This is a genomic window from Paenibacillus phytorum (assembly GCF_013141715.1).
GTDB lineage: Bacteria > Bacillota > Bacilli > Paenibacillales > NBRC-103111 > Paenibacillus_E > Paenibacillus_E phytorum.
Genome location: NZ_WHOA01000252.1, coordinates 1 through 7,910, shown reverse-complemented (window position 1 = coordinate 7,910; position 7,910 = coordinate 1). Strand labels below are relative to the sequence as shown.

The window sequence follows — 7,910 nt, the reverse complement described above, 5'->3', positions numbered from 1 at the left end:
GAAGGGCTGCCTAAGCGGCAGCCCTTCCAATTTTAAACTATAAGTTTCGTTAGTTGAATGAATGATCAATGATACTGTCCTGTTATGTGTTCATTCGAATCTTTCATTAATTTGGAGAGTAGCACAATTTGCCCAGCATGATATCCATAGTGTGCCGCAACCTGAACAAGAAGCCGACTGATTACTCTCACTTCATAGGTTTCATTTTCTGAAGCATTAACCCGAAGCATTCTGTTCCAATCCTCCAAGTCATAGCGGATTATGACTTCCCTTTTTAAATCCTGCTCGGACAAAACTGATAATATACTTTCCGATTCAGATCGTGTCCTCAAAAGAAGACTACTCAATTCATCCTTCGATATGCCACCTTCAGAATTAAATTCTTGAGCGCGTTCCCGAATGAAGGGTTTGTTTCCGATTGCACTTATGAGGTTCTGATACTCGTTTCCCGCTAAATGTAAGCAAAGGTTTCCAATGCTGTTCATAGAATCCTTCATTTTTTTCCAAATCAAATCATCATCAAGTCGGTTTAAGCTCTTTATGATTCTATCGAGCTGCTTGTTCATGTCTTCGAGTACGTTTTTTGTCAGGTCTGGCACACTACTTCCCCTCTGCAATTTAATGGAAATGCACATATCACTTTTTTAATAATTCGCTTAACTCAGAATGATTCCCTTTAATTATTCTGCCTGTCCCTCGGCGGCTGCCGTCGTGTCATGATTGAACTATCGTTTCCGTTAGCGTAATGAACCACTTCCTCATCCAAAAAATAAGGTTAATTATCATCTTGGAGATACATCTTCGGAATAAGAAATCTTTTAACTATTAATCCCGCAGTGAGATCATAGTCCCATATATTTCTATTAGCATACTCGTTTAAGATTTTCTGTAATATTCTGCTTATTAATATACAATCACCTAACGCATTATGGCGCGGAACATCAGTATCATCAATTTGGTAATAGTTAATTAAATAATCAGTAGAAAATACGTCAAATAGTTCGTCATGAGCATTTGCATACAGCGCCTTTGTATCGATAACGGGATTATCGAAAAGCGGTAAATTATACATTCGACAATGCTTTTCTATCATAGGGATATCATACTCATATCCAGCCTGAGTGACTAATACTGCCTCTCTGCAAAAATCGAGAAACAGCTCGTAAACCTCTGGAAAAGTTGGGGCGTTAATTAAACTCTCATTAGTAATTCCCGTTAGTTCTTCAATAGCATTTGGTATTAATTTGGGTGATTTCACTAAAGAACTGAATTCTCGTATTATCTCTCCATTTTGAAATATAATACCACCAAACTGGGTTATGTATTCTGTCTCAACGTTAATACCCGTACCTTCTAAATCAAATATACAAAACGTACGATCGTATAAATTGTTTACAAAAACATCTTTGACCAGATACGCATCTTTAGACAAAAATGTAATGTTCATATATCCTCCTTGTAAGGTCGTTGGAATTGACTTCTAAGTAGTAGCTAGTAAGAACACTCGTCTCCCGTTAAACATCGAAGCATAGCTTAATCACCTAAGAAATTTAACTTGTTTCAAAATGCTGTCTGATAACCACAAGCCTGCCGCTGCAACAATAACCGAGTATACAAGAATGTTGTCAAACTTAAAGGGTTCGCCATGAGTAAACAAATATACAATAATACCAGCAAATATCAGATGTAAAGATAACCCTGCGAGTGTCCCAAGGGTTTTTCCCTTTATTTTCAAGACAATAATGTCCGCAATAATTGAGCAGGGTATGCCAATTATTGAGTATCCGATAGCAGAGTACATAAAATAGATGAAAAACGGGGCATAGCCATGCATTAATACGAGACTATACGAAAGAATCACCGCCATAAGTAAACTGGAGATAATCTTCCTGCCAATCGAAACTTTTGTGACTATTATGAACTCCCCCTTCGTTTATCAAGTAAGTTTAGAATAGCATATAATATCAATTAGGGTATTGCATTAATCTGCCCGTTACTTGAATAAACAAAAAAGAGGAGCTGCCGCGAGCTCCTTCAATATCGTTTTTTGTTAGTACAGAAAAACTTTTACAATTTCTTCTTCCATCCACGGAGTTTAATGTAATAGTAGGTTGGTATTATTGCAAACAGTATTATTAGGACCGCCATAAGGAATTTCATTTAGTTCATCCTCCAGTTGGTGATTATTCCGAAATAAATACTATACTAAATATACACTAAGGTGAAAACTTTTTCCAATTATTGTAACTCAACTAATCTGCCCGTTAACGTAATGAAGGCCACCGATCATACCGGTAGCCTCGTCCTGGGTGTTCATTCAACTATAGTTCACGGTTAGTTTAATAAACCCAAAACAATGGATATGCAAATATATTTGATGAAAAAGCCCCTCTGTCTAATTAATGTAAAAACCAGTGTGACCAAGTCGGAGTTGCGTTTCACACCCCTCTTCGACTATTGTTCCCTGTACTGTTGTGGACAGGAATATTATTGTTGATAATAAGGAGAAATTAATCTCCCCAATTTAATGGTATTTTGATTTCCAATGGTTTTTTAGGCTCTTCCTCAAATACATCAATTGGCATTAGGAATTTGAGCCCTGAAACTGAGTCTAATTTCGGGAATTGTAATTTGTAGGAAAAAGTGTCCCTTGAAAGACGTATCGGATGTTTATTGTAGGAATACCGTTTGCCTGAGGAATCTTGAAACATAAGAAAAGGCGTTTGGTTATTAGCATCGCTTGCTTCGTAGTAAACGATAGTTGTATCTGCCAAAAACTCAACATTCGTAATCTTGATGAATCCACCATTGTAGCCTTGCATGGTTAAGGGAAATTTATCGGTATAATCCGCATATACATTTTTCTGGTTCACTGTTACTCCTGATGTATCCATGATTACCAAGGTAAGAAAACGCGGTTTAGGGTTAATCAGAGAAACTGGACTAAAACTTAAAAAATGCTCACCATTCCCTCCCCTCCCTCCAGCATATTCAAAAGGTGTTTCCAAATCATCTTTAATTTTAAAGCTTAAATCCCGTTCTTTCGATTTTATTTCGAGTTGAGTGGTCACAGGTGTGAATGTAATTTTCTTTACGGTAATTGTTTTATTTTTATAAGCAGCCGATATTACGGGATGAAAAGTTGTGGTAAGACGTGATGATTTTTCACTTGATAAAGGAACTGTAACCTTCCAATTCCCCTTTGTATTCCCAATTTGATTTACGGACATGGTTATCTCTGGATGATCTGGTAACGTTGCAGTATCAATCAAGGTTGTTCCTACGAAAGTATGGTCACCGGTTATTGTAAAGACATGGGTCGATATCATAGTAGGGTGAGCACCCTCGATTTTATAATCGTAATTCATAGTAGCGTCCTCTGAAGTTAACTTTGTCTGAGTATTGAGGAAATCGACTTCATAATTAATCACAATTTGAAACCCATCATAAAACACGTCCACAATGGAAAATTTGATGTCTTTATTCGTAGCTGATAGGTTCACCGACGTACTTAAGTTTTTTTGATCGATTTGTTCTAATCCGTTGGGGAGGCCTCCTGAATGCTTATACAGTAATTCAATAAAAGGGATTTTTTTTAACGTTGCACCAAATGTTTGAGATATCATTCCTGCTCCGAAAACGAATACCAAGCATAAGACAACTACGTTGAGTGATAATATCCATTTTCTCCGCTTGGTTGATTTTAGCAGATGTCCCGCTTTTTGATTTCCGCGATTTGACTGCTGATAAAGATGCCAAAGGTACTCAAACGATGAGGGAGGGGTGAGAAGTTTCACACGGTCTTGCACGGCCTTTGCTACATCAGACGGAAATTCGCTCTCTCTTTTCTCGTGATTGGCATTCAGAGTCATTTCATATTCTCCTTTATTGGAATGAGAAGATAGTTATCCTCATTGTTTTCCCTTAATTGTTTTAAAGCCGCATGTAATCTGGATTTACAAGTTCCTAGTCGAATACCTAAAATAGACGCAACCTCTTGGAGAGTTAATCCAGCATAATAATGCAAAATAATGACATCTCTTCTTTTTTTCAATAAGTTGTTGACCACTTGCCATAATTCTTGTTCCCTTTCATTTTTCAGAATCAAATCTTCCAAGGAGTCAGACATGGCATCATCTGGAACTTTTCCGAAGAAGGTGAGCCATCGCTGCTTTCTTTGTGTGCTTCTTATCAAATTTATCGTCATCCGAAATAGCCATGGACGTAGGGGTTTTGATGGATCATACAAATGAAATTTTTGAAATGCTCGCAAAAATGTTTCCTGTGTAATGTCATCAGCCAGCATTTTTGACTTCGTCATCATAAGTGCAATTCCATACACATATGAGGAATATTCTATATACATTTCTTTGGATTGTTGCTCTGATATCGGGTATTCCCTCATTAACTATCCCCCTTCCTTAAATTTCATAGTAAATACGCTTTCGAATCAGAAATGGTTCGATTTAAGATGGAATTATATTGAATGTTTACAGTTACTATGATTTTTAGAAAGCATCACTCCAACTGCTTAAAGGCCACCGATCATTGTGAACTGCACCCCAATTGTTAGACACAGCTAACAATTGGAGGTGCAGTTTTTTGTCGAAATTTACTTTGAAAGAAAAACTTGAAATAGTACTACGTTATCTAGAAGGGCACGAATCTGCTCCAACGATTGGTGTGGAATATGGTGTATCCAAAGCCCAAATATATTCATGGGCAAAATTATATGAAAAATATGGTACTAAAGGATTTCGGGTAAAAGGCTTTGCTTCTTATTCACCAGAGTTTAAACTTGAGGTACTTGAATATCGATCAAAGACGAAGGCCTCATATGTAGATATCGCTGCACATTTTGGTATTCCCTCACCCTCACCTATCAAACAATGGGTGAAAGATTATGAAAGAAAGGGATATGATGCCTTTAGACCAACAAAAAAGGGGCGTCTATCTATGAAGAAAGAAACAAAGGACCCAGCACCAGCTGAAGGGTCACTCGAAGCACTACAGGCAGAAATTGAACGCTTACGTATGGAAAATGCCTATTTAAAAAAGTTGAATGCCTTAGTTCAAAACAAGGAAAGATCACCAATCAAGACAAAGCAGAAGTAGTCTATGAATTAAGGCAACAATTTTCGGTGATGGCACTCCTGCAGCTTGCAGGTATTCCACGTAGCACGTACTACTATTGGGTGAAGACAATGAATCGTTCTCATGTAGATGGACAGTTAGAAGTAACCATACAATCGATTTATGACGAGCATAAAGGTCGCTACGGTTACCGTCGTATTCGTGATGAATTACGAAACCGCGGGCATCAAGTGAATCACAAAAAAGTACAACGCATTATGAAAGAATTAGAATTGAAATCACGGGTCCGTGTGAAGAAATATCGCTCATATAAAGGAAAAGTAGGTAAGATTGCACCGAACTTATTAGATCGTAATTTTGAAGCAAAGAGGCCAAATGAGAAATGGGTAACAGATATAACGGAATTTAAATTATATGGAGAAAAACTATATGTATCGCCAGTATTAGATTTATATAATGGCGAAATCATTACGTATACAATTGGCTCCAGACCAACGTATTCTCTTGTCTCAGATATGCTAGAACAAGCTTTTGAGCGCTTAAGTACAAAAGACGAACTTCTCATGCACTCAGATCAAGGATGGCATTATCAAATGAAGCAGTATCGCCAGGCACTAAAGAAGAAAAATATTACGCAGAGTATGTCGCGAAAGGGCAATTGCTACGATAACTCCGTGATCGAGAACTTCTTCGGCATTATGAAATCAGAATTCCTCTATATAGAGGAATTTAAAAGTATTGAACATTTTAAAGAAGAACTAGCGAAGTATATCGACTACTATAATCACAAGCGAATTAAAGCAAAATTAAAAGGCAAGAGCCCGGTACAGTACCGGACTCTTGTCGAACAAGTAGTCTAATCATATATTCTGTCTAACTTTTTGGGGTCACTTCATTGCTGTCGGCAGCCTTCTATTAATGTTTATTGAGCTATCGTTCTCCGTCCCTCGGTTTTAATCCTCTGGCTGACTTAAGACAGTAGAAATAAAAGAGTCAACGATGCAGTGTGTTGAATTAGAAGTGGAACTTAATTGGGGAACAAATAACGTGCCTATGAAGAACTTATGCTCAGGTAGTTCAATAATTCTTGGGTTGCCAATGTAATCCGTTCCAACTATTCTTAATCCGGCTTCATGAATTTGTTTTTCATATTCCGAACTAAGTCCATAGTTACATCTGAACTGTTCAATTACATTTTCAACTTGATAAATATCATAGATTCTCGAGGGTTTCTTTACTATGACTTCACCTTTTTGGCCGACTAATGAGCAAGCCAGTTTACTAATAACTATTTGATTTGCGTGTGGATCGCGTTCTTCGTGCCCAGCATTCTCCAGCATCATTTTGTTTCTTGCATATTCCATAATGATGTATTGAAATCCACCGCATGTCCCTAACAAAGGTATATTGTTTTCACGTGCAAATTGAATAATGCTAAGTACCCCATCAACGGAATCTGGGAACCCTGGACCTATCCAAAAACCCTGAAAGGTTTCCTTAATGGTATTCAGTTGTTTAATTATGGTAGCTGTAGGAATCCACTCATACTCGATAAAAACTCCTAATTTCCTAAATGAATGTAGAAGTGCATCGTTAGTAGCAATCTGTGATGGATATTCTGGACGAAAGTCACCAACAATCCCAATTTTCATTTTGTATGCCCCCTTCAAATTCAACTAGGAATTTATACCATATGTTAGTAAATGTTTCAATGAGATTATTGAGATTGCCTGTTGATATCGTAGCAATCTCCCATCCAAAGTGAACGATTTAACAGAGGGCAGTCATACATATCTTTAAGTTCATTCATGTTAATTCTCCTATAATTACACACTTCTGACTACTTAACGAGGCTGTCTGTGATTCCCGTACAGTGCTTATTACACTCTCGTTCTTCGTTAGCGTAATCACTTCTTAAATATTTTGGGGTTTTTAACCCTCATTGAAATTACCTCTCCGCAATCTAAGCAAATGGTAAGAAGTAGAGGAACACCAAGGCTAAAGAGCTTATTTTGGGGGTGCACTTTGCCTTCGCCTCTTGTTTCACCTTCACCAAAATTAGTTCCACCACAGTTTATACAAGGTCTCATTAATCAAAATCCTTTCAAAAAAATCTTGAGTTTATTATATTTCATATGGTGATTTTCGCCTCATCCTTGGTGTTTAAACTCTCGTACTTCGTTAGCGTAATTCCGACTCCTCAGGGTATTAAACTATTTCTTCCTTCTCAATATCTTCCCAGTATAAAAAACAATTATTCCGAGTAGGAACAATCCTAGGATTTCTATCGTTCTCCACATTGGGCTTGATATATATCCAAATGAGACTTTATGTTGTAGATAATCAACTGACTCATATGTCTCGACAATATCTGGAACGTAGTTCATTGTGAGATACACCCCTTGAATAATCTCAAAAGTATAAAAAACAAATACAAATATTAGTCCTACAACGAGAGCTCGAAAAATTTGTTTTTTCATCGTTTCCTCCTGGTTTTCAATATCCTCATTTCACCATATTATACCAGTGGTATAACAATTACGCATTTCTATCCGTTAACGAAATAGGTAACCGAGCGATTCACTGGAAACCAAATTGGTACAATCTTATGAAGCTATCGTTTCCCGTTAGTTTAATAATTGGGTGATTTTCGAAAAGGTATTTTATGCTGCTCCTAAGAACTTCCAAGTCCAACATAAACGGGTTCCCGAGAAAAGCAACCGATCATATTTACATTGCATATGGAAACAGAGCAATGGCAGGAATCCCGCCATTGCTCTGTTTCGATTGCGGTTATTGTTCCAACACCTTTTCAA

8 protein-coding genes are annotated in these 7,910 nt (G+C 37.3%); 1 reads left to right on the top strand and 7 read right to left on the bottom strand.

Going from position 1 to position 7,910, the window contains the following annotated elements; genetic code table 11:
* Positions 1–65: 65 nt before the first annotated feature.
* From GC098_RS38190 to GC098_RS38170, 5 genes are all read right to left on the bottom strand, one after another.
* Complete coding sequence (locus GC098_RS38190) at positions 66–599, bottom strand: DinB family protein (protein WP_171649549.1); 534 nt, start codon at positions 597–599, stop codon at positions 66–68.
* Positions 600–775: 176 nt separating this feature from the next.
* Complete coding sequence (locus tag GC098_RS38185) at positions 776–1,447, bottom strand: 3'-5' exonuclease (RefSeq protein WP_171649548.1); 672 nt, start codon at positions 1,445–1,447, stop codon at positions 776–778.
* Between the two features lie 90 nt (positions 1,448–1,537).
* A complete protein-coding gene (locus GC098_RS38180) occupies positions 1,538–1,867 on the bottom strand; it encodes a hypothetical protein (protein ID WP_171649547.1) in 330 nt (109 codons plus the stop codon).
* 643 nt (positions 1,868–2,510) lie between these two features.
* A complete protein-coding gene (locus GC098_RS38175; protein WP_171649546.1) occupies positions 2,511–3,872 on the bottom strand; it encodes a DUF4179 domain-containing protein in 1,362 nt (453 codons plus the stop codon).
* Positions 3,869–4,405 carry an RNA polymerase sigma factor gene (locus GC098_RS38170; RefSeq protein WP_171649545.1) on the bottom strand — a complete coding sequence of 179 codons (537 nt, stop codon included), beginning with the start codon at positions 4,403–4,405 and terminating at the stop codon, positions 3,869–3,871. Before GC098_RS38170 ends, GC098_RS38175 begins: the two co-directional genes overlap by 4 nt.
* 197 nt (positions 4,406–4,602) lie before the next feature.
* Between GC098_RS38170 and GC098_RS38165 the strand changes: the two genes are divergently transcribed.
* Positions 4,603–5,954 (top strand): IS3 family transposase gene (locus GC098_RS38165; RefSeq protein ID WP_171649544.1). Its coding sequence is split into 2 segments (ribosomal slippage): positions 4,603–5,050 and positions 5,050–5,954, totalling 1,353 coding nucleotides; the frame shifts between segments, so codons are not numbered across the junction.
* A gap of 93 nt (positions 5,955–6,047) precedes the next feature.
* On the opposite strand, the gene GC098_RS38160 is transcribed toward GC098_RS38165, so the two are convergent.
* A complete protein-coding gene (locus GC098_RS38160; protein ID WP_171649543.1) occupies positions 6,048–6,746 on the bottom strand; it encodes a CTP synthase C-terminal region-related (seleno)protein in 699 nt (232 codons plus the stop codon).
* Between the two features lie 561 nt (positions 6,747–7,307).
* On the bottom strand, positions 7,308–7,574 hold the full coding sequence (locus tag GC098_RS41905; protein ID WP_171649542.1) for a hypothetical protein: 267 nt from the start codon (positions 7,572–7,574) through the stop codon (positions 7,308–7,310).
* Between the last annotated feature and the right edge of the window lie 336 nt (positions 7,575–7,910).